The following is a 21,246-nucleotide window of genomic DNA, read 5'->3' as shown; positions in this document are numbered from 1 at the left end:
GGACCTCAGGCGTCGGGCTGCTCCGTCAGCGGCAGCCGAACCTGGAAGCGGGTGTCCCCTGGCACCGACTTGACCCGCAGGTCGCCGTGGTGCCGGTTCACCACGATCCGGAACGAGATGATGTCCAGGCCCAGCCCGGTCCCCTCGCCGACGCCCTTGGTGGTGAAGAAAGGCTCGAAAATCCGCTGCTTAAGCTCGTGCGGCACACCCGGACCGGTGTCGCAGACCTCCACCAACGCCTGGTCTTTTTTTCAGCGCCGTACGGATAGTCAGCGTTCCGTGGCCATGCATCGCAGAGATCGCGTTGTCGATCAGGTTCGTCCAGACCTGGTTCAGCTCGCCGGCGTACGCCGGGATCTGCGGCAGGGTTCGGTCGTATTCCTTGACGACCTTGATGACTTTGTTGCCATCCTTGTCCCGGAGTTTTCCGCTCAGCATCACCAAAGTGGAGTCAAGGCCGTCGTGCACGTCGATCCACTGGTACGGCGCACGGTCCATTTGGGAATACTGTTTCGCCGCGCCCACCAAGGTCGAGATGCGGGTGGTGGCGTCCTCGATCTCGCCCATCAGCGACTCGGTTTCCACCGCATAGCCCAACCATCGCAGCGCGCCGTCGAGGAATTCGTCGCCCACCGCGGAAAGCAGCGAATCCAGCTCGACCGGCGTGATGCCGGCCTGCGCGAAAACCGCGGCCAGGTCCCAGCTCTGGTCAATATCGTGGTCGTCGAACCAGTCGGTCAGTTCGTCCTCGCGGTCCGCGGACTGCACGGCGGACAGTTTCGGCGCGTTGCCGACCTGCTTGACCAGGGTCTCCTGGATGTCCAGCAGCTGCTCAAGGAGATCCGGGTTGATGTCGCCGCGGGCGAGTTTGGCCAGTTTGGCGCGCATTCCGGCGACCCGCTCACGCAACGAGGCGGTCGCTCGTACGGCAGCGGCGGCCGGATTGTTGAGCTCATGCGTCAAACCGGCGGACAGCGCGCCGAGCGCGAGCAGCCGCTCCCGCTGGCCGATCACGAAGTCGGTGTTGCGCCGCCCCAAAAGCACGCCCTGCAGCAGGTGCGTCGCCATCGGGAACCAGGTCCGGAACTGGACCGAGAACTCGGCCGCCGGCAACGCGAGGAAAGTCGTGTCGGCAATTGCGTAAACCGAGGAACCGTACGACTCGTTGCCCTGCTGCACCGCGATCTGGATCGCGCCGCAATAGACCCCACGCTGGTCGGTCCGGTTGATTTCCAGCTCGTCGCCGCGCACCATCCGCGTCATCCGCAGCGTGCCATGCAGCAGAACGTAGAAGCAGGTCGCCGGCTCGCCTTCGCGGGCCACCACGCCGCCGGACGGGAATTCCTCGACCCGGCCGTTCTCGGCGATCCAGTCCAGCTGCTCGTCGGCCAACCCCTCGAACAGGAACAGGCTGCGCAGCTCTTCGTGCGACAGTGCCGGTGTACTCATGACGCCTCCACCTCGAGAATACGTCGCACCGGGATCAACGCCCGTCGACCAGATACTGATGCACAAGAGTGACCGCCATCGCATCGCACCCCTCGCCGACGGCGGACGCGACCCGCTTGACCGACTGCGCCCGAACATCCCCGGCCACGAACACGCCCGGCAGCGAAGACTCCAAGTAGAACGGATCGCGGTCCATCGGCCAGCCGACCGGCCGCTTGCCCTCGACCAGCAGGTCCGGACCGGTCAGCACGAAGCCGTGCGAGTCGCGGACGAGCGCGTCGCCGATCCAGTCCGTACGCGGCGCCGCGCCGATAAAAAGACGAACACGTGGTCCGCGGCCACCCGCTCGGTGGTATCGGTATTCGCGTCCCGGAGGGTCAGCTCTTCGAGGTGATCGGTGCCGTGTGCTTCCTCGACTGAGGTCCGCAGTCGTACGTGCACGTTGTCGATGGCCTTCAGCTGCTGGATCAGGTAGTGGGACATGGACGCTTCCAGCGACTTGCCCCTGACCAGCAGGTTCACGGTTTTCGCGTACTTTGAGAAGAAGACCGCCGCCTGCCCAGCCGAGTTGGCGCCGCCGACGATGTAGACGTCCTCGCCGCGGGTGTCGGCCGCCTCGGTCGTCGCGGATCCGTAGTAGACCCCGCGGCCGGTCAGGTTCTCGGCGCCAGGAGCGTCTAGTGCTCTATAGGACACCCCGGTGGCGAGTACGACGGCGTGCGCGGCGATTTCGGTGCCGTCCCCGAACCGTACGACCCGGGCCGACCCGCGTTCCTCCAAGGCGACGACATCGCGCGCGGTCAACACCTCGGCGCCGAACTTCTGCGCCTGCCTGCGGGCCCGATCGGTGAGCTGAGCACCGGAAACACCATCCGGGAAGCCCAGGTAGTTCTCGATTCGGGAGCTTTGTCCGGCCTGGCCGCCGGTCGCCTGCCGCTCGACCAGGACCGTACGCAGACCTTCGGACGCGCCATAGACAGAGGCGCCGAGGCCGGCCGGGCCGCCGCCGATCACGACCAGGTCGTAGAACGCCGACGCGGGCTGCGTCGACAGGCCGACGGCCTCGGCGATCTCGGCGCCGGTCGGATTGCGCAACGACCGGCCGTCCGCGGTGATCACCACCGGGATGTCGACCGGGTCGGCGCCGCACGCCTCCAGCAGCCGGCAACCCTCCGCGTCATCCACCGAATACCACTTGTAGGGCACCGAGTTGCGGGCCAGGAACTCGCGGACCTCGTACGACGGCGCCGACCAACGGTGCCCGACCACCTTGGTCTCCTCGACCGCCCGGTCGCCGGTGGCCCGCCAGAGCTCGACCAGCGCGTCGACCACCGGATAGAGCTTCTCCTCCGGTGGCTCCCACGGCTTGAGCAGGTAGTGGTCGACGTCGACCACGTTGATCGCCTGGATGGCCGCGTCGGTGTCCGCGTACGCGGTCAGCAGCGCGCGGCGGGCCCGTGGGAAGAGGTCCATCGCCTGTTCCAGGAAGGCGATGCCGTCCATCTGCGGCATCCGGTAGTCAGCGAGGATCGCCGCCACCGCGTCCCCGCGCAGCTTGATCTCACGCAGGGCCTCCAGCGCGTCCGCGCCAGAGTCAGCGCGCATCACGCGGTAGTCAGATCCGTACTTTCGGCGCAAATCGCGAGCCACCGCCCGGGATACGGCCGGGTCGTCGTCAACAGTCATCAGAATGGGCTTACTGCTCATGCGAACAATCCTCGCAGGTTCGTTGCCCTGGTGGTTCCGCTTATCGCTGAGTCGTCAGGGACAGCGCCAGCACCACTCCTATGTCACCACAGACGTGGATGAGCAGGTTCCAGCCAAATCCGCGCGTACGCACCATCGCGAGGGCGCAGATCAGGCCGAACGCAGTGGTAAAAAAGCACGCCGGTCCAGCCACCAGGGTTGCCGGTCAGGTGCGCGAGCCCGAAGACCACCGAGGTCAGCGCCACCGCGCCGGCCACTCCCATCGCGTCGGTCAGCGCGCGGATCGCGGTGTGTCGGTAGAGGAACTCCTCGGCGGCCGCGTTCAGCACGGTGCCCAGCAGGATCACCGGCACCCACGGCACCACCGTTTCGTATCGTATCCGTGCGTGCCGACCAGGAACAACGCCAGCACCACCACGATCACCGCCGGCCCGACCACCGGCCACCGCAGCGGCCCGACCGCCCGGGCGTTCAGGTTGCCGATTCGCAGGTTCAGCTCGTCCCGCGTCCACCCGCGTTTGTACGCCACCACCGCCGCCGGCACCACTGACCCGAACTTCGTCGCGTTGACCACCAGGAACGCCAGCGGTACGGGTGCGGTGGCCAGCCAGTCCGCGACCGCCGGGATGGCGGTGACGACCGTGCCGAACCAGCCGAAGACCGACAGCGACGCGAAGATCGCCAACGCCCCGGCGGCCGGCGCCAGCCGCGGATTTCCTTGCGCTATCGAATAAAGCAGCAGCAAGAGAGCCGTGGTGGCGAGGCCGGCGAGAAAGCCCGCGTACGGCGACCAGGCGGACGCCACCTCGTACGGCAGCCCGCCCGCCAACCCGATCCCGGCCACCCAGGCCACCACCTGCGGCCCGCTACGTCTTGCCGTCTGCGCATCCACCCGAAAAGGTTCGCATCCGCGGGTATGCGGTCTCGTCCTGCGTCGGACCGAGCCTGCGCTACATCTTTCGGACGCCTATCTCCTGACCTCCAGGGGCAGCACCTTCACGCCGTACATGCCGGGTGACTCCCGATAGACGACCGCCGCCGGGTCCGCGATCTCGATGTCGGAGAAGCGGTTCAGCAACGCGGCCAGCGCGACCCGGGCCTCCAGCCGGGCCAGCGGAGCGCCCAGGCAGAAGTGAATGCCGTGCCCGAAACCGGACTGCCGGTTGGGATCGCGGTGCGGATCGAAGCGTTCGGGGTCGGGGAACTGCCGCTCGTCGTGGTTCGCGGACAGCAACCACGGCGCGACCATCTTGTTGGCCGGGATCGGCGTACCAGCCAGCTCGGTGTCCACCGCGGTGATCCGTGCGCTGAAAAGGAAGGGTGAGCGTACGCGCAGGATTTCCTCGACCGCGGACGGCAAAAGCGTGGGATTCGCGCGTACGTCCGCGGCGGCTTCGGGATTGTCGTGGAAACAGAGCATCGCGTTCCCGAGCAACATCGTGGTGGTGATGTGACCGGCCACCAGCAACAACCGGGAGAAGTTGGTGATCTCCCCGTCGTCGAGCCCCTCACCGTCGATCTCGGCCTCCACCAGCTTGCTCAACAGATCGTCGCGACCCTGCTTGCGGCGGGCGACGATGTGTTCCAGCAAATACGCGTCCAGGTCTCGGACCTTTTCCTTCGCCTCTTCCACAAACTTCGGATCGTTGAAATCCATGTTCTGGCTGGTGAGCAGGTCATCCGCCCATTTCCGGAAAAGCCCGCGATCACTCGCCGGAACGCCCAGCATCTCGGCGATCACGATCACCGGCAGCGGATAGGCGAGGCTTTCCACCAGATCGACGCCCGTGCCGTCGATGTCGTCCAGCAGTTCGTTGGTCACCTCGGCGATCCGCGGCTCCAGCGAGGCGACCATTTTCGGGGTGAAAGCAGAACTCACCAAACTGGCGGAGTTTGCGGTGCACCGGCGGGTCGACCGCCAGCAGGTTGCCCTTCGCGCCTTCGGCGATCTGCGGCATGATCCGGGTGAAGTCGTTGGAGAAAACCGCCGGATCCGTGGTGACCTTTTGCACGTCGTCGTACCGAAAGACGTGATACATGCCGTACTGGTCGACGCTGACCGGCTCGTTGTCCCGCATCTCGCGTAGCCAGGCGAGCATTTCCCGGCCGCCGTCGGCCACCGAGGGTGGTTGGTGCATGGCGAGCTCCTTCTGTTCTTCGAACTAGGAAACCTGGGATTTCGCGAGGACTTCAAACATCTGGTCCTCCATTTGCTGGAAAACCTCCAGCGCCGCGCCTTGCAGCCGCGGCAGCCGGCGACGGTCCGGCTTGCGGGCCGGCGCGATCGCGCGGTCGACCGCATCGGCCAACATCTTCGCTCGTGCTGGCAGCGAAAGATTGGTCACCAACGGCGACGGATCCTGGATGAAGTAGAAACCCAGGCTGCTCGCGTCGATGAGGTAGAAAAGCTCTTCCGTCGTCAGGTCCGTACGAATGAAACCGTTGTCACGCAACAGTTCCAGGTATCGGCCGTACGACGCGGACGCGGACGCGATTTGCGCCGGCCGTGAGCTGGTCGGGTCGATCAGATCCCCCAGCATGTCAGTGTTGCCGGTGAACATGGCCCGGGAGATCGGACGCTCCATCACCAGCAGGAACATCGCCGCGGTCATCGGCCCCGGCAGCACACAGTCGACGTCCTCGCGCATCCGAGCGAGCAGCGCGCGCGCCCACTCCAGACCCTCGCGCATGAAGGCGCTGTAGAAGACATCCGGTTTTGTCTTCCAGTGCAGGTAGACAGTGCCCTTGCCGACACCCGCCTCGCGGGCGATGTCCTCGACGGTGATCTTGCGATATCCCCAGCGCAGCAACAACTCCGCGGCCGCGTCCAGGATCCGTACGGCCCGCTCGTCCAGCACCGCCAGCTCGGCCATCCATCCTCCACCTTGACTCATGACCAGATACGAAATCCAGTCACGAGTCAGAATAGCTCTCACCAACCCGGCCAGCAACCAGTCCCGCAGGGGGAAGGTCGCAAGGGCGAAGGTCAGGCGCCGAAGGTCAACGGCAAGGGCAAAGGTCAGGGGCGAAGGTCAAGGTCGAGGGCGAAGGTCAAGGTCAAAAGCGGCGGTTGCCTCCGGGGAGGGTGGATCCCGGGTTGGCTTGTTTGGCTGGGTGGCGTGGCGTTTGGGTGCGGGGTTGCGGTGGTCCGTTCTCCCCCCGTCGGCGCCCAAGGGCAGCACATTTCCTGGCCCGGCGGCGGAGCTTGGGTGGGTGGTTGCGTTTGGGTCGCCGCCGCCGGGCCAGGAAATGTGCAGGGCTACGCCCGCCGACGGGGAGACCGGACACCTCGCGCTGCTGGTGATGACGTTGCTTAGTTCTGTGCCCTGTTTGTCGCGTTTCCCGAGTCGTTTCCCGGGTATCGCTCGCCGAGTGCGGGACTTTTGTGCACCGCTCGACGTCGAGTGCGGGCTTTTGTACCGCACTCGACCCCTCGCCTGTGACAGCTGGGACTGATGGGGTCCCTGTGACTCCTGCGACCCGCTCGTCCCACTCTTTGGGACGATAGTTGTTGATCTTGGTTAGTTGGTCTACTCAAACCGGACATCGGTCTGAAATGTCTGGGTTGGGTAGGCAAACTAACCAAGATCAACAACGGACGTCGCGGAAGGTAGCCGAATCCGGGAAGTGTGGTAGCGCAGAGTAGCGAGGTCGGTGGAGGGCCGGGGTCGCGTGAGGGTCGGCGAAAGTGGGTGGGGCGCGCGAGGCGTCGATGGAGTGGGGTGAGGGGATGTGCTTTTTCGCGAGTGTGGGCTGCTTGTTCTCCCCGTCGGCGGGCACAGCCCTACCACTTTTCCGGGGCGGCGGCGGCAAACCTCAAGCGACCACCCCCCCAAGCTCCGCCGCCGCCCCGGAAAAGTGGTAGCCCCCAGGCGCCGACGGGAGAACAAGCAGCCCAACCACCCACCCAACGCACCACCCGCACCCAAACCCGTTCTCCCTGGAGGCGCCGCCCGCAGGGCAGACCTTGACCTTCGCCCTTGACCTTCGCCCTTGACCTTCGCCCTTGACCTTCGCCCTTGACCTTCGCCCTTGACCTTCGCCCTTGACCTTCGCCCTTGACCTTCGCCCTTGACCTTCGCCCTTGACCTTCGCCCTTGACCTTCGCCCTTGACCTTCGCCCTTGACCTTCGCCCTTGACCTTCGCCCTTGACCTTCGCCCCTTGACCTTCGCCCTTGACCCAGACCTCCGACCTTGAGACACCGGCCGTTGACCTTGAGGTCCCTGACCTCCGCCGGCAAGCCGACACAACGAAAACGCCGTACGGATTTCCATCCCAACCCCGCCAGCCGGATGCGCCGCGGCAGGAACTGCCGCCATAACTCAGCCTCGCGGGAGTACCAACGGGAGGACGGTGTGTTCAGGCTGACCCAGTCGGATGGACGACCGACGCGTGCTGATGGGCCAGGTCGGTGACCCGCTGGGTGGCCTGGTCGACAGTTGGGTTGCGATCATCGATGGCCGGCGCGACATTCTGCGCGTCCGTCATCACCACGAAGTAGTGGTTGGTGTCGTACCACGACGGTCCGGTGTCATTGACCCAACCGCTCGCATCGCCATCGAAGAAGACAAACCACGGCCGCAGCGCCGCCGCGTACTTGTCCCGCGGATCGCCGCCCACCGCGCCGTGCTCGGTCGGGAAGACCTGGCCGTCGCCGAGATGGCCGGAGCTCTGCAGCGACTGCAGATACTGCGCCTCCTCGACATCGGTGTGCAGTGTGTCGGTCGGGTTGCCCTCCTCGACCGTGCCCGGGATGGCCTCCACGAAAACCTTGCCGGCCATCGAGGCCCGAGTCGGCCAGTTGTTCGCCTTCGCCGCGTCATCAAGGGTGGCGTAACCGCCGAGAAGATCCACCGGCCGGAACACGTGACCGGCCAGGTGTCCCCGGAAACTCGCGTCCAACTGGGCCGGTCCGAGACCGTTGTTCGCGGAGAAGCCAGTCTTCATCTCCAGTTTGATCGTGATCGGGCCCTTGCCCGGATGTGCGTCCAGCCACACCCGGATGTCGTCGAGGCAGGACTCCAGGTCCTTGTTCGCCCCACCGGTGTAGAGATCCGCCGCCGTACTGGCGTTGACGCAGTTGTTTTTTGTTGCTGGTCAGGCTGTCGTGGCTCACTTTCCACTCATGGGTGAAAACATCCGGCCACACGTCCAGCTCGATCAGCGACGATCCGGCATCCAACGCCTGCGCCAGAAACGCGTACTGGCCGGGGTCGTACGTGTTGTGCACACCCACCACTGTCGTTTCGGAGATCTTCGGGGAATCCGCCTGTACGGCCGGACTGACCGCAACCAGCGAAGCGGCGGCCAAAGCCACCGCCGCCACCGCAGAGGAAAGTCGCATGAGTGACCCCTTCGCCGAGCATCGGGAGAGTAACGACGCATAACACTGTGCCAAGGAGATTGCGTCCCCGTGAAGTGCACATGGCGAAGTGGACTAAAGCGGACGTCCAGATGGGTGGCCTTTTCAGATACTTGAACTAAGTGGCCAACGTGACCTGGCAGGCGTGCCTCACCGGCATCCCACCCGCGGCGGCGGTTCGTCGACCGCGGCACAATGTCCCGCACTCGACGCCGACTGCGGGACATTGTGCGGCACTCGACGCCGAGCGTCACTGCGCCGGAGAAGGCAAGGCCGCCAAAGAAACTGACTGCCGGACACTCGGCATCACGGTGCCGTGTATAGATTCAGTCTGCCGCATGACCATCACAAAACCGATTTTGGCCATGGCCAACAGAACATCGCCAGGTGATCAGTTGTCGATCAATGCCCAAAGCTGGTACAGGCCGTTGCCGACACTGTCGCACCGGGTTGCGCGAGCACCGTTGTCCTCGTACCAGTTGGCGTTCTCTTCGCAGGTGAGCGCGTCGGTGGGTGGGCCTTCCGCATGCCAGCCGTTCGACGCGGGCGCGGCGACCACTGACGGTAGGGACGATGCCGCCTGAGCCGCGACCGGCGCCGCGGCAAGGACACCGGCCACGGCGAAAGCACAACCGGCGGTGACGATGAGTTTGCTTTTGAGGTTCACAAGACTTCCCTCGGAGTAGGAGTGGGCACAATCCCGCGATGCAATAAAATGGGATGGCCTGTCGAACGTAATCGACGAGACTGACTGATCGACCTCAGATCGATGTCATCGATCAGTCAAATGGGATGAGGAGTCCAGGTCGCCGCGTAGGCGAATACCTCGGCACGACACTCTGGTGAGATTTTTGCCAAATTTCACCAGAACGCATCGCCGCGCATCCACCTGGAATTAGCACTCTTGTCCGCCAATAGCTTTTGATCGTAAGCATGGCGATTTCGGATCAGCTGGAGGCCGTACGGCCCGATAGTTGATCGCACGCCCTGGCAGACTGGGCAATACGAGAGAGGGTTTGCGTGGAAATCGATTTCGCAGTGCTGGGACCGTGGCAGGTCAAGTCGACGGATGGCGAGCTGACAGTGCCTGTGGGGCATCTGCGAACGCTGCTCGCACTGATCCTGCTGGCCGGTGGCGAACCGGTGCCGATCGCGACCCTTGCCGAGCATCTCTGGGGTGACCGGCAGCCGGCCAAGGCGCGCTCGGCGCTGACCACGTACGTGGCGCGGCTGCGCCAGGTGCTGGGCCCGGACACGATCCTGACCTGCCTCGGGATCGGCTATCGGCTGGGGGTCCCGGCGGCGCGGGTCGACCTGCATCGCTTCCGCGAGCTGGTCCAGGATTCGCGGCAGACCGCTTCGGCCGAAGGTGAGCTGAGCATGTTGCTGGAGGCGCTGAACCTGTGGCGTGGCCAGCCGTTCACCGGCATCGACTCGCCGTGGCTGGACCACGACGTGGTGCCGGCGTTGGCCGAGGAGTGGCTCACCGCGACCGAGCGGCGAATCGACCTGGAACTGGCGCGCGGACCGTCCAGCGCCCTGATCACCGAGCTGCGCAAGCTCACCCAGACGTACCCGCTCCGCGAGTCTCTGTGGTGCCGGCTGATCCTGGTACTGCACGCCGCCGGCCGCCGGGCCGACGCGCTCACCACGTACCAGCAGATCAGGGCGGCGCTGAGCGAGGAGATCGGCCTCGACCCGTGCGAGGAACTGCAACGCGCCCACCTGTTCGTGCTGCGGGACAACGGGTCCGCCGAGACCACGGCGGCTGGCGAGCTCCCTACCGGGCCACACCAGCTGCCGTACGACAACGCCAAGTTCAGCGGCCGGGACCGCGAGCTGGCAGCGTTGGACGAGCTGCTCACCGACGGCCAGTCAGCCAGTCACCCGACCACCACCATCGTGGCCATCGACGGCGCCCCCGGCACCGGCAAAACCACGCTGGCGGTGCACTGGGCGTACCGCGTGAAAGACCGGTACCCGGACGTGCAGGTGTACCTGAACCTGCGCGGCTACTCGAGCCGACCCGGTTCAGCCGGCGGCGGCGTTGGAAATCGTGCTCCGGGCGCTCGGGGTGGCCACCGAAAGGATCCCGGCCGACCTCGACGAGCGCTCGGCCCTGCTGCGCAGCAGCCTCGCCGGCCGCCGGGCGCTAGTGCTGCTGGACAACGCCCGCGACGCGGCCCAGGTCCGGCCACTGATCCCCAGTGCCGGCAGCCTGGTAGTGGTCACCAGCCGCAACCAGTTGCGCGCGCTGTCGATCCGGGACGGCGCACACCGGGTCACGCTGGAGCGCCTTGGCACGCCGGAGGCGGTCGCCCTGTTGGGCACCATCGTCGGGCCGGAGCGGGTGGACGCCGAGCCGGCGGCGGCCGCGGAGCTGACCCGGCTATGTGATGGTCTGCCGCTGGCCCTGGCAGTGGTCGCCGAGCGGGTGCAACGCGCCGACTCGATCGGTGCGGTGGCTGACGCGCTGGCCGACGAGAAGGAGCGGCTGGACGCCCTCGGCGCGGGTTCCGAAGGAGACCCGCACACGGACCTGCGGGCCGCGCTCGCGTGGTCGTACCAGGCGCTGGACCCGGTAGCCGCCGGGATGTTCCGGCGACTGGGCCTGCATCCACCGAACGAGTTCGGCGCCGAGGTCGCCGCCGCGCTGGCCGACCTGCCGGTGCGGCAGGCCAAGGAGGCGCTGGACCGGCTGGTCGCCGCGCACATGGTCGAACAGCGCCGCCCGGACCGGTACGAGCTGCACGACCTGATCCGGCTGTACGCCGCCGACCAGGCACGCCAGCACGACAGCTTCACCGAGCTGCACAGCGCCGTCGGCCGGGTCTGCGACTGGTATCTGCATGCCACGGTGGCCGCCGACCGGATGCTGACCCCGCACCGGCGGCGCGCCTTCGTCGAGCCGTACGAGCCGACGATGCCGGTGCCCGAATTCGGCGACCAGAGTGCGGCGATGGCCTGGTTCGAGCGGGAGTACGACACGCTGTGCTCGGTCTCCCGATGGGCGGGGCCCGCGGCTGGGCCTCCCACGCATGGCGGATCGCTATCTCGATGGTCACCTTCCTGGACCGCCGGATCCCGTGGCGGGAGGGCATTGAGCTCCTGGAGGCGGCGCTGCATGCGGCCCGCTCGGTGGAGGACCGAGTCGGCGCCGGCTACACCCTCAACTCGCTCGGCTGCATCCACCTCGACCAGGGCGGCTGGGAGCAGGCACGGGCCTGTTACGAGAAGTCCGTCGAGTGCTTCCGGGAGGTCTTCAACGTGCCGGGAGAGGCGATGGCGTTGGGGAACCTGGGGCTCACCTGCTCGCATCTGGGCGAGTACGAGCAAGGTCAGCGGATCGGTCTCGTCGCACTCGAGCTCAGCAGGAAGTCAGGCTACCGCCGTGGTGTCGCGCAGAATCTGGACAACCTCGGGGTGGCCTGCGCCGGAGCCGGCGACCATCAAGGAACCCTGGAGTACCACCGCCGCGCCGACGTGATGATCTCCAGGAATTCGGCGAGCGGGACGCCACCGCGTCCAGCCTGTACAACCTGGGTCTCGCCTACGCCGCGAGCGGCCAGTACACCCAGGCCATCCGGTGCTTCCGTCGGACCCTCGGACTCTTTCGGGCCCTCGACAGCAAGCGCTGGGAGGCCCTTGCGTTGCTCGAGATCGCCCGCACCCTGGGCGCCGCCCGCCATCCGCAACTGGCGGCGCGCTTCCTGGCTGATGCCCAGGTGCTGATGGCCGAGCTGGGCGATCATCCGCGCGCCTTCGAGCTGCAAGCCACCCTGCGAAAGAAGCTGCAGGTCCCTTGAACCAGGCCGTGTCGTAGTGGACAACAAACGCCATGGAGGAGGCGATGGTTTCTTCGACGCCCAGCCTTGGCGACGGGCGTGACGGGTGCGAATCCGGTGGCGCGCGAGGGTCGCAAGAACCACATTCTGCTACCGTTTCGCGGTTCGAGCGCGGTGGCGTCGCCCCCCGTTTCATACGCCCAGCCACCACCTACGCACCAACGGCTCGCCAGATCCCGTACTGTGGGCCGGGCGATCCATAATACGAGAAATCCAGCACATCCTCGCCACGTGGGCCGGCGCATGTCATACCTGCCACCAAATCCTACGAAGCAGAACAAAATACTACCAGTGCCCGAACAAGCAACGTTGGGTATCGAGCCAGAGCGCGCGTCTTGAATAGGAGTTATCAACAAGGACATTCCGCTGGCCTATTTCTTATCCACAGAAACAAAATCGGCGACCAGACTGTCGGTGGCAGCCGGTAAAATCGGGTCATGAGCAGAAAACGAAGGCGACCGGAATTCACCGACCCAAACAAACAGCCATGGCGCACCATGCCACCCAGCTGGGTTCCTCTGCAAATGCTGGAGGAACTCGACCGGTACGGCCGAGCCGACGCGGACACCGCGCTGGCCGCGATCGAAACCTTGGATAAGGTGATTTCGTATACGCAGGCGATGCAGATGCGGTTCATGGACCGCTTCACCAACGCCCCGCCCCCCCGCCGTCGGCGCACCATTCTCCAAATACGCGGCCGGTGAAATCGCCGCCTCGCTCACGTGGAGCGTGTCAGCGGCTCAGAAGCGGTTGAATTTGGCGTACCAACTGGTCCATGAGCTGCCGGGCACCATGGCGGGAATGTCTCACGGTGACCTCGACTTGCGTAAAGCGTTCACGTTCGCGGACCAGGTCAGCCACCTCTCACCCGAAGACGCCCGCAAAGTCGAAGAAAAGGTCCTACCCGGCGCCGACTCCAAGACCCCTCGATCGATCCGAGACCGGGCCCGCCGGGAGGTCATCAAAATCGACCCCGCCGCCGCCGAAGCCCGCCGCAAGAAACTGGTCTCCGAGAGGCGAGTAGAAAAACAACCCTGCGAAGACGGGATGGCTCTGCTGGGCGCGTTCCTGCCCGCCGAATCAGCGGAGGCGATCTACCGTCTTATCGACGCGATCGCTCGCAAGCTTAAAGCCAAAGACGAGTCCCGCACCATGGACGCGCTCCGCGCCGACGCTCTTACCGACCTTTGTCTGGGTGTGCCGAGCAACGTACGCACCAAAATCGAACTCCGCGTCGACGCCAGCACCCTCATGGGATTGGACGACAACCCAGCCATCCTGAGTGGCTACGGCCCCATGACCGCGCAACGCGCACGCGAACTCGCCGGCGACGAAAACAGCGAATGGTACCGAATCCTCACCGACCCCGTCAGCGGTGTCGTGATCGACCACGGCCGTACGCGCTACCGCCCCACCAAGGCGCTACGGGACCTGGTGAACGCCCGCGACCAGCGATGCTGCGGACCCGCCTGCAACAGGCCAGCGGCGACCTGCGAGTTCGACCACACCATCCCTTTCCGCGATCCGGAAGGGAAGACCGCGTACGACAGCGCCGGACCAGCCTGCAAATTCCACAACGACATCAAAGAACACGGCTGGACCGTCACCCAACCCACACCAGGACGATTCCTGTGGACCAGCCCCACCGGACGAACGTACGACGTCACACCCAACGACGAATACCCACCACCACCGTTCTAACGGCACCAACTCTCCAACGAACCCCAGGTTGTCAGCAGGTTTCGGTATCGGCGCATCGCAGCTCCCCGGGCCGACGTCTGTCGTCACATGATCGAGTTGCCGTAGCCGCCACAGATTTCGGCTCGTTCTCGGGGATCCGACCCGCTGAGAGCATCCACGATCCCCTGCGCCTGGTCCATCACCGGTTCATCGGAAACGGGCAGCCGGAGGCGGAACTGCCGGTGTTCCATCGCTCGCTCGAAAATCCGGTAGAACTCGGTGACTGTCTCGGCTGGCGGCGAGGTGAACACCAGCTCGATCTCCGCCCGGCTGGACGGCCGGCTCTGCAGGAAATCGACGCTGCTGTTCCACTCCCCCAACACATCCGGGTCGTCGCCCAGCGCCTGTCGAACCAAGCGCGCGATCGTACGACCGGGCCACTCCCAGCCACGCTCGCCGTTGGCCCGGGCCAGCTCGGCGCCGTACTACTGCTCGGCGTCGAAGCGGAACGGCCCGATCTCGACGCCGACCGCGTCCGGGTTCCGCCAGCCATCCCAGACCACGTCGTCGCCATCGCGTTTGACACTGACGTAAATCGCGCCGCAGCAGCCCTCCGTGCAGTCCGCCTCGGCCAGCTGCACCTCGCGCGAGAGCCGCTCGGGCGCCAGCGGCCCGAGCAGCTCGTCCGGGTCACCGTTCGGCCCCGCCTCGAAAACGTCGGCGACCACGTCGCGCCCGTCCACCAGCACCCGCAGCTCGACACCGGTCCAACGGGACTCCGGCGGTGTACGCACCTGAAGGGTCAGCCGGTTGTGCATATCTCCAGGCTACCCAAGGGGCAGGACACTAGTACCACTTCGTGCACGTGATGTCGTGATCGTCCGGACCGGACGTACCACAGGCCCTCGCCACCACGCCGTTGTCGTTGAACCAGCCGGTTTGCGCGACATTGCTGGGCGAGATGATGCTGGCCTTGCCCAGCATCCCGGTGTAGTTCGAGGGACTGCCACGGTCGAGCCAGATCTCCGGCGCCTCTCCGTGCTCGTACACGCCGGTGACCCGACCCATCACACATTTGGTCGAAGGGCTGTAAAACAGGTAGACGTTGGCGACATCGTCATTGACCGTCGAATACACCGGCTTGTAGTCGACCTGCTGCGCGTCGCCGGGCGAGCCGCAGCCGGGGTCACCAGCCGGGGCGGCCTGCGCCGCGATGCCGGTGCTGAGCAGGCAGGTGGTGCCGAGCAGGGCCGCCACTACGGCCGTACGAACGCGGGGCGTTGCCTTCATACCTTGGTCCTCCACAGGTACGCGGGGAATTTCACCCGAGTGGGCACGCAGATTTTCACCCGGCAAATCATGACTGACAAGACTTCTTACCGAAAAGCCAGGAATTCATGACAAAAGGCTGACAACTCAGCTTACTTTCGTCACCTAGCTGGGAAGAGGGGCAGCGGTTTGGTCCACAGCCAGGCGGCGAAGAGGTCGGTCAGTGACTCGCCCGCATGCGCCTCGGTGAAGGTGGTGAACTGTTCGGTGGTGACTGGGCTGTGCCGGCGCATGGTGGCCCAGTCGCGTACGAGTGGGAAAAAACGGTCGTCGCCGAGCCGCTGGCGCAGCGCGTGCAGGGTCAGGCCCCCGCGTTTGTACAGCTGCGGATCGAACATCCGGTCAACGCCCGGGTCCGCGACCAGAATGTCGTTCGGGCCGGCCGAAAGCCGGTCGTACCATTCACCGGCATGAGCCGCCGCGGACCGGCCGCCGGTCGCCTCGGACCAGAGCCACTCCGCGTAGGTGGCAAAGCCCTCGTTCAGCCAGATCTGCCGCCAGTCGGCCACCGTCAGACTGTTGCCGAACCACTGGTGCGCCAGCTCGTGAACTGCCAGTCGTTCGTACGTCCGCCGCCCATCCACGTGATTGGCGCCAAAAATCGACATCCCCTGCGCCTCTATCGGGTCGTCCAGGGCGTCGTCGGTAACAACCACCACGTACTCCCCGAACGGGTACGGCCCGAAATACCCCTCCAGCGTCTTCATGATCTGTTCCTGTCGGCCAAAATCCCGACCGAAAGGCTTGCGCAGCCGGGCCGGCACAGCGGCCCGCTGGCGCACCGGCGAGGTCGCGAGCGACACCTCGTCGTACTGTCCAATTTGGACACTCATGAGGTAGGACGGAGTCGGCTCCGGTCGCTCGTACGTCCACGTGGTGGTGCTCGCGCGCGCGCCGCCGCGACACCAGGTTTCCCGTTACCTGCACCGAATACGGCGAGTCCGTCGTCACCGCGATCCGATAGCTGGCCCGGTCACTGGGGTGGTCGTTGCACGGAAACCACGACGGCGCGCCAATGGGCTGGCTGGCCACCAAAGATCCGTTGGTGAGTTCGTCCCAGCCGATGTCCCCCCATCGGCCAGGCACCGGTGCGGGATTGCCGGCGTACCGAATGTCGACCTGGAAACGGGTGTTGACCGGCACCGGGCGAGCCGGCGGATGTGCAGTTTTTCCCCCGGTACGAGTGAATTTCGCGGCCCGGCCGTCGACCGCGACGCGGTCCAGCCGGAACCCGGACAGGTCCAGGCTCAGGCGCGAGAGCGGCGGCTGCGTCGACACCGCGGTCAGGCTGGCCTGACCAGCCAGCCGATTCGGCCCGACCCGATAGTCCAGGTCGAGCGCGTAATGCTCCACCTGGTAACCGCCGTTACCGTGCTCGGGAAGATAGGGATCGGTCGAGTGGTCAGCGCCAGGGGTCGGAACCGCGGGCCGTGGGGATTTCGGACTCACCCGCGACCCGACGACCAGATCGAGATCGGGTTGCCCAGCCACGCCGAGTCGGCCGGCACCGCGTCACCGCGGGTCACCAACGAGCCCGGACCCACCGTCGTACGAGCACCGATGCGCGCCCCCGGCAGCACGATGCCGTGCGGTCCGAGCGTCGCGCCCTCGTCCAGCGTGACCTGGTCCATGCGCATGATCCGATCATGGAAGAGGTGCGTCTGCACAACACACCCCCGGTTGATCGTGGTGCCGTCACCGAGCCGGACCAGATCGGACTCCGGCAGCCAGTACGTCTCCAGCCAGGTGCCACGGCCGATCTTGGCGCCCATCGTACGCAGCCAAGCCGGCAGCAGCGGCGTACCACCGAGCGCGCCAACCAGCCAGGGCACCGCCACGACCTCGACAAACGTGTCAGCCAGCTCGTTGCGCCAGACGAAAGAGCTCCACAGTGGACGCTCGGTGGCCTGGAATTTCCCGACCAGCAACCACTTCATCGCGGTCGTCAGCACGGAACCAACAACGCCGGCCGCCAGCAGAACGACGCCGCTGAGCACGGCCGCGACGCCGAAAACGGCCACCTTGGACAGTGCCAACAGAGCCGCCAGGGTGAGCACCGCGAGCGCGGTCGAGCACATCACCGGCACGATCCGGCACAGCTCCACCGCGGCGCGGGCGAGCTTCAACCGGCGGCGCGGCCGGAAAGTGCGGCTGCCATCGGTCTTGTCGACCGAGCGGCGCAACGGGATCGGTGGCATGCCGAGCCAGGACGAACCCTTCTTCGCGTTGGCCGGCGTCGACGACAGCACGCCGACCAGACCTTTCTTGGGCACCGCGCGACCGGCGGCGGTCATTCCGGAGTTACCAAGGAATGCCTGCTTGCCAATCCGGGCCGGCGCCACGTGCAGATAGCCGTGGCCGAGTTCGTACGTGGCAACCATCGTGTCATCGGCCAAAAACGCGCCGTCCGCGACCTTGGTCATCTTCGGCACGGCCAAAACCGTGGACGCCTCGACGCCACGACCGACCTTCGCGCCCAGCAGCCGCAGCCAGACCGGCGTGAAAAGGCTGGCGTAGAGCGGGAAAAGCCCCACCCGAGCGAGGTCCATCAGCCGCTCGGTCGCCCACACCTGCCAGGCCCGCCGCCCATGGACGGGGTGATACCCGGCGACCAGACCGATGCTCAGTCCGCGTACGCGATCAACACGACGATCAGCGCGTACGCAACAAAATAAGCGACCGTGGCAGCTGGCACCGCAGCCAGCGCCCAGCCCAGCGCACTCGTCACAGTGGTCGTTCCCGAGACCGACCAACCCAAAATCGCCAGTGCGGGCACCGCGGCGACCACCGGCACGAGGCCGAGCAGCAGCGAGGTCACGCCGTACATTCCGGCCCAGAAACGCGACCGCTCGCTGGTCGCGGTCGGCCACTTCATCCCGCTGCCACCGGTCGTACGACCGGCCGGCGAGCCGGCCCAGCGCTGTCCGGCCGGCCGCCGCGCCGCGAACCGTCGAGCCAGCGCCGACCTCGGCACCCTTGCCGATCCGTACGCCCGGGAGCAAGGTGCTGCGACCGCCGATGCGGGCCCCGGCGCCGATCCGGATTTTGCCGATATGAACGCGATCCCCGTCGACCCAGTAACCGGACAAGTCGACCTCGGGTTCGACCGCGGCACCGCGACCGAGCTTGAGCAGGCCGGTCACCGGCGGCGGCGAATGCAGATCGACATCCTTGCCGACCTTCGCGCCAAGCGCCTTCGCGTAATGCGTCATCCACGAAGCACCAGCGACATTGGTGACACCGCTCAGATCCACCAGCTTCTCGGCCGTCCACAGTCGCAAGTGGACGGAGCCGCCACGCGGGTACGTGCCGGGACGTACACCCCGGAGCAACAGCCGGGCCGTCCCAGCGGCGACCAGTATGCGTCCAGGCGGGCTGAAAAGCAGCAGCCAGCCGAACGCGATCCACCACCAGGAAACCGACGGCGCCCAGACCACCGGCAACACGTTGCTGATCGCGGCGGCCACCACCGCCCACCGCAACCCGACCAGGGTCATCAGCGGAATCATCAGCAGTGACTGCAAAATGCCGGTCCGGAGCGGGGTCGGCGCGACATCGCGACGAGCCTCATGTGCGCTGTCGTCGGCGTCCAACACCCGAGCGAGCGCGCCCAGCTTCGGATTCTGGTAAATGTCGACGATCGCGACCTGCGGGTGCCCGTTCGCGAATCCGCGCGACCAGCTGCGCGGCCGTCAGACTTCCGCCGCCGTTGGAGAAAAAAGTCGGCGTTCGGCGTACTCACCGCAATGCCGAGAATGTCCGCCCAGCTGGCCGCCAGCCAGACCTCGGTGGGTGTCAGGTCGGCGGCCCGAAGTGTCCACATGGGACAGTGGCCACGGCAGCGCGGCCCGGTCGACCTTGCCGGACGTACGCGTCGGCAGGTCGTCGACAACCGCGAGCAACGGCACCAAAGCGGCCGGCAAATGCTCGCGAAGCCGCTTGGCGGCCGCGTCCTGATCGAAGGACTTCCCCAGCGGGACGACATACCCGACCAGAATTTGGTTGCCGGCAGGCGTTTTCTGCACCGCGCAAGCGGCGCCGGCGACATCGGGCAGCGACTGCAGAGCCGCGTCGACCTCGCCCAGCTCGATCCGCCGGCCGCCGAGAGCTTGACCTGTTCGTCAGCGCGGCCAACGAAAAGCAGGCCGTCGGGCTCGGCTCGTACCACATCGCCACTGCGATATGCCCGCTGCCAGCCCAAAGCGCGTTGCGGCGCGAACTTCTCGGCGTCCTTGGCCTCGTCCAGATAGCGGGCCAGCCCGGCGCCGCCAATCACCAGCTCGCCGGTCTCCCCCATCGCCACCGGCTCGCCGTCGTTGCCGACCACGGCGAGCTGCCAGCCAGCCAGCGGCAGGCCGATCCGGACCGGACCGTCGCCGGTCAGCTGGGCGGCGCACGCGACCACGGTCGCCTCGGTCGGTCCGTACGTGTTCCAGACCTCGCGGCCCTCGACGACGACCCGTTCGGCCAGCTCAGGCGGGCACGCCTCGCCGCCGAAAATCAGCAGCCGGACCTCGTCCAGCGCGTCCGTCGGCCACAGCGCGGCGAGCGTGGGCACCGTCGACACGATGGTGATGCCCTGAGCGACCAGCCACGGACCAAGGTCGACGCCGGTGCGTACGAGCGAGCGCGCGCGCCGGCACCAGGCACGCGCCATAACGCCAGGCCAACCACATTTCCTCGCAGGACGCGTCGAACGCGACCGACAGGCCGGCCAGCACCCGGTCGTCCGGGCCGATCGGCTCGTCGGTCAGGAACAGCCGCGCCTCGGCATCCACGAACGCCGCCGCGGCCCGGTGGCTGACCGCCACACCCTTGGGTTTTTGCCAGTCGAACCGGACGTGAAAATGATCCAGGCGTCGTCGCGTACGGTCGGTTCGGCGGCGCCGCCCAGCGGCGCGCCCACGATCTCCATCGCGCCGTTGTCGCCCAGCACCGCACACACGCCGGCCTCGGTGAACACCAGCTCGGCGCGCTCGTCGGGGTCGTCGTCGCGTCGACCGGCACATAGGCCGCGCCGGCCGCGATGACGGCGAGAATCGCCACGTACAACTCGGCGCGGCCGGACGAGATCCGAACGCCGACCCGCTCGCCGGTGCCGATACCGGCGGCGGCGAGGCTCGCGCGTACGACCTCGACCTCGTCGGCGAGCTGTCGGTAGGTCAGGACGGTCTTGCCGTCGTCGATGGCGTCCACAGTCGGGTGCCGTGCGACCGTTTCGCGGAAAATGTCGAGGAGTGTCCGGGCCGGCGCGGCCGCCCCGGACTCGAAGAGCGCGCGCTGACGAGGCGCCTCGGCCCGAACAGGGACGGTCGCGGTGAGGACGGCGGTCACCGGGCTGGAACGGCCTTCATGCGGCGCACAACGGCAACACTGCCGCGTACGTCATCGGACACGACCAGGCAAAAGCCCATCTCACACCTTCCGAGGCCAACCATTCATCCAGACGGTGCTCTCATCAGGTGATCCGTCCGGCACTGACGGTTGAGGATACGACAAATGAACACTGTGTTGCGTAAGCGTGGCCGAGAAGTGTGCGAACACACGTCCGATCAGCGCTGGTCGTACGCTTCGCGGGCCGTCGCCACGTCCTCGATATGCGTCTCGGCCCACGTCTTAATGGCACGTTGTACGGGCAGAAGCGACTCGCCCAACGCGTCAGTTCATAGTCAACCCGTACCGGCACGGATGGGGTGACCGAACGTGCGACGAGACCGTCACGCTCGAGCTTGCGGAGCGTCTGGGTGAGCATCTTCTGGCTCGCGCCGGCCACGATCCGGGAGATCCCGCTGTAGCGCAGCGGGCCGTCCGCGAGCGCGCTCAACACCAACGTCACCCACTTGTCGCTGAGCGTCGCCAACAGCTGATGACC

The 21,246-nt window shown here is 66.3% G+C and carries 16 protein-coding genes and 7 pseudogenes; 8 read left to right on the top strand and 15 right to left on the bottom strand.

Features of this window, described 5'->3' with window-relative positions; genetic code table 11:
• Positions 1-5: 5 nt before the first annotated feature.
• From GNX96_RS00980 to GNX96_RS00950, 8 genes and pseudogenes are all read right to left on the bottom strand, one after another.
• A pseudogene (locus GNX96_RS00980) lies at positions 6-1,449 on the bottom strand (ATP-binding protein).
• 34 nt (positions 1,450-1,483) lie between these two features.
• Positions 1,484-3,156: pseudogene (locus GNX96_RS00975) on the bottom strand (FAD-dependent oxidoreductase).
• An 83-nt stretch (positions 3,157-3,239) separates the two neighbouring features.
• Positions 3,240-3,509 carry a CPBP family intramembrane glutamic endopeptidase gene (locus GNX96_RS00970; RefSeq protein ID WP_163566643.1) on the bottom strand — a complete coding sequence of 90 codons (270 nt, stop codon included), beginning with the start codon at positions 3,507-3,509 and terminating at the stop codon, positions 3,240-3,242.
• Entirely contained in the window at positions 3,500-4,048 is a 549-nt protein-coding gene (locus tag GNX96_RS00965; protein ID WP_163566642.1) for a hypothetical protein, read from the bottom strand. Before GNX96_RS00965 ends, GNX96_RS00970 begins: the two co-directional genes overlap by 10 nt.
• A 75-nt stretch (positions 4,049-4,123) precedes the next feature.
• Complete coding sequence (locus GNX96_RS00960) at positions 4,124-4,978, bottom strand: cytochrome P450 (RefSeq protein WP_279578963.1); 855 nt, start codon at positions 4,976-4,978, stop codon at positions 4,124-4,126.
• A complete protein-coding gene (locus GNX96_RS47630) occupies positions 4,863-5,294 on the bottom strand; it encodes a hypothetical protein (protein ID WP_279578962.1) in 432 nt (143 codons plus the stop codon). The genes GNX96_RS00960 and GNX96_RS47630 overlap by 116 nt, the downstream gene beginning before the upstream one ends.
• Before the next feature lie 24 nt (positions 5,295-5,318).
• Positions 5,319-6,029: a TetR family transcriptional regulator gene (locus GNX96_RS00955; protein ID WP_163566641.1), complete on the bottom strand. Its 711-nt coding sequence runs from the start codon at positions 6,027-6,029 to the stop codon at positions 5,319-5,321.
• 1,488 nt (positions 6,030-7,517) lie between these two features.
• Positions 7,518-8,201 (bottom strand): annotated as a pseudogene (locus GNX96_RS00950) (Ca2+-dependent phosphoinositide-specific phospholipase C); the annotation flags it as partial.
• A gap of 86 nt (positions 8,202-8,287) precedes the next feature.
• Here GNX96_RS00950 and GNX96_RS47625 point away from each other — a divergent pair.
• Positions 8,288-8,545: a hypothetical protein gene (locus GNX96_RS47625; protein WP_279578961.1), complete on the top strand. Its 258-nt coding sequence runs from the start codon at positions 8,288-8,290 to the stop codon at positions 8,543-8,545.
• A gap of 366 nt (positions 8,546-8,911) precedes the next feature.
• Here the strand turns inward: GNX96_RS47625 and GNX96_RS00945 are convergent, their stop codons facing one another.
• Positions 8,912-9,187, bottom strand: coding sequence for a hypothetical protein (locus GNX96_RS00945; protein ID WP_163566640.1), 276 nt, complete (start codon positions 9,185-9,187; stop codon positions 8,912-8,914).
• A 353-nt stretch (positions 9,188-9,540) separates the two neighbouring features.
• Between GNX96_RS00945 and GNX96_RS47620 the strand changes: the two are divergent.
• The 6 genes and pseudogenes from GNX96_RS47620 to GNX96_RS00915 all read left to right on the top strand — a co-directional run.
• Positions 9,541-10,236, top strand: a pseudogene (locus GNX96_RS47620) (AfsR/SARP family transcriptional regulator); the annotation flags it as partial.
• Positions 10,237-10,576: 340 nt separating this feature from the next.
• A pseudogene (locus GNX96_RS62065) lies at positions 10,577-10,906 on the top strand (AfsR/SARP family transcriptional regulator); the annotation flags it as partial.
• Between the two features lie 620 nt (positions 10,907-11,526).
• Positions 11,527-11,940 (top strand): annotated as a pseudogene (locus GNX96_RS62060) (tetratricopeptide repeat protein); the annotation flags it as partial.
• Positions 11,829-12,326, top strand: coding sequence for a tetratricopeptide repeat protein (locus tag GNX96_RS47610; RefSeq protein ID WP_390623872.1), 498 nt, complete (start codon positions 11,829-11,831; stop codon positions 12,324-12,326). The pseudogene GNX96_RS62060 and the gene GNX96_RS47610, both read left to right, overlap by 112 nt.
• Before the next feature lie 476 nt (positions 12,327-12,802).
• Positions 12,803-13,069, top strand: a complete 267-nt coding sequence (locus GNX96_RS00920; RefSeq protein WP_163566638.1) for a hypothetical protein — start codon at positions 12,803-12,805, stop codon at positions 13,067-13,069.
• Between the two features lie 25 nt (positions 13,070-13,094).
• On the top strand, positions 13,095-14,066 hold the full coding sequence (locus tag GNX96_RS00915) for a DUF222 domain-containing protein (RefSeq protein ID WP_163566637.1): 972 nt from the start codon (positions 13,095-13,097) through the stop codon (positions 14,064-14,066).
• An 83-nt stretch (positions 14,067-14,149) separates the two neighbouring features.
• Here GNX96_RS00915 and GNX96_RS00910 read toward each other — a convergent pair whose 3' ends face one another.
• The 4 genes from GNX96_RS00910 to GNX96_RS66975 form a co-directional block, all read right to left on the bottom strand.
• The gene (locus GNX96_RS00910; protein WP_163566636.1) at positions 14,150-14,461 is read right to left on the bottom strand and encodes a hypothetical protein; all 312 of its coding nucleotides are present in this window, start codon (positions 14,459-14,461) and stop codon (positions 14,150-14,152) included.
• A 69-nt stretch (positions 14,462-14,530) separates the two neighbouring features.
• Positions 14,531-14,863, bottom strand: coding sequence for a hypothetical protein (locus tag GNX96_RS00905; protein ID WP_163566635.1), 333 nt, complete (start codon positions 14,861-14,863; stop codon positions 14,531-14,533).
• A 28-nt stretch (positions 14,864-14,891) separates the two neighbouring features.
• Positions 14,892-15,335, bottom strand: coding sequence for a hypothetical protein (locus GNX96_RS00900; protein WP_163566634.1), 444 nt, complete (start codon positions 15,333-15,335; stop codon positions 14,892-14,894).
• A 140-nt stretch (positions 15,336-15,475) separates the two neighbouring features.
• On the bottom strand, positions 15,476-16,207 hold the full coding sequence (locus GNX96_RS66975) for a M1 family aminopeptidase (RefSeq protein WP_279578959.1): 732 nt from the start codon (positions 16,205-16,207) through the stop codon (positions 15,476-15,478).
• Between the two features lie 155 nt (positions 16,208-16,362).
• Between GNX96_RS66975 and GNX96_RS66970 the strand changes: the two genes are divergently transcribed.
• A complete protein-coding gene (locus GNX96_RS66970) occupies positions 16,363-16,671 on the top strand; it encodes a hypothetical protein (protein WP_279578958.1) in 309 nt (102 codons plus the stop codon).
• Positions 16,672-16,763: 92 nt separating this feature from the next.
• On the opposite strand, the pseudogene GNX96_RS00890 reads toward GNX96_RS66970, so the two are convergent.
• Positions 16,764-20,708: pseudogene (locus GNX96_RS00890) on the bottom strand (Pls/PosA family non-ribosomal peptide synthetase); the annotation flags it as partial.
• Between the two features lie 124 nt (positions 20,709-20,832).
• Positions 20,833-21,234 carry a winged helix-turn-helix transcriptional regulator gene (locus GNX96_RS00885; RefSeq protein ID WP_390623869.1) on the bottom strand — a complete coding sequence of 134 codons (402 nt, stop codon included), beginning with the start codon at positions 21,232-21,234 and terminating at the stop codon, positions 20,833-20,835.
• Positions 21,235-21,246: the final 12 nt, after the last annotated feature.

Origin of the sequence: Fodinicola feengrottensis, assembly GCF_010993775.1 — a bacterium.
Classification (GTDB): Bacteria; Actinomycetota; Actinomycetes; order Mycobacteriales; family HKI-0501; genus Fodinicola; species Fodinicola feengrottensis.
Note: the sequence above shows the minus strand (reverse complement) of the source record. Positions and strands in the feature narration are given on the sequence as shown.